The organism is Clostridioides sp. ZZV14-6387 (assembly GCF_020657835.1).
In the GTDB taxonomy this organism is placed as follows: domain Bacteria; phylum Bacillota; class Clostridia; order Peptostreptococcales; family Peptostreptococcaceae; genus Clostridioides; species Clostridioides difficile_A.
Map to the genome: position 1 here is coordinate 1 of NZ_JAGWCW010000089.1, position 468 is coordinate 468.

2 pseudogenes are annotated in these 468 nt (G+C 31.0%); both read right to left on the minus strand.

What is annotated here, in order from left to right:
- Positions 1 to 236, minus strand: a pseudogene (locus tag KGF38_RS20015) (hypothetical protein); the annotation flags it as partial.
- A gap of 16 nt (positions 237 to 252) precedes the next feature.
- Positions 253 to 468, minus strand: a pseudogene (locus tag KGF38_RS20020) (hypothetical protein); the annotation flags it as partial.

Below are 468 nucleotides of genomic sequence, written 5' to 3' on the forward strand. Positions count from 1 at the left end.
ATACTTCCACCAGATATAAAATAAACACGAGTTGCAGTTTTTTCTCGCTTAGTGCTTGTAGGAACTGTTATAATTTTGTAACTGCTTAAATCAAACTCACCATAATAAGTTGTTTCATACATACTACCTTCGTCAGAAACATAAGGGCAAGGGGAAAGAAAAACATCTCGTTCTGAATAATAACCTCTTCTTTTTTTAACAGTTCTATTACATATATACGTTGGTGCTGGAGGCATTTAATCACCTTCCTTTCTACATTGGTATTAAATTATTATTTATCGTTGATATAATACTACTTCTATTACCTTTTACTTCCTGCATAACTTCTTTTAATGCTCCCTCAACATTATCACTTACAAATAAGTTATCGGCATCTTTTATACTTGTTTTATCTGCTGTTGTTTCTATACTATCTACACTAGTTTTTACCTCATTTAATGCACTAACTATATTTGTTTTCTCTGTTGT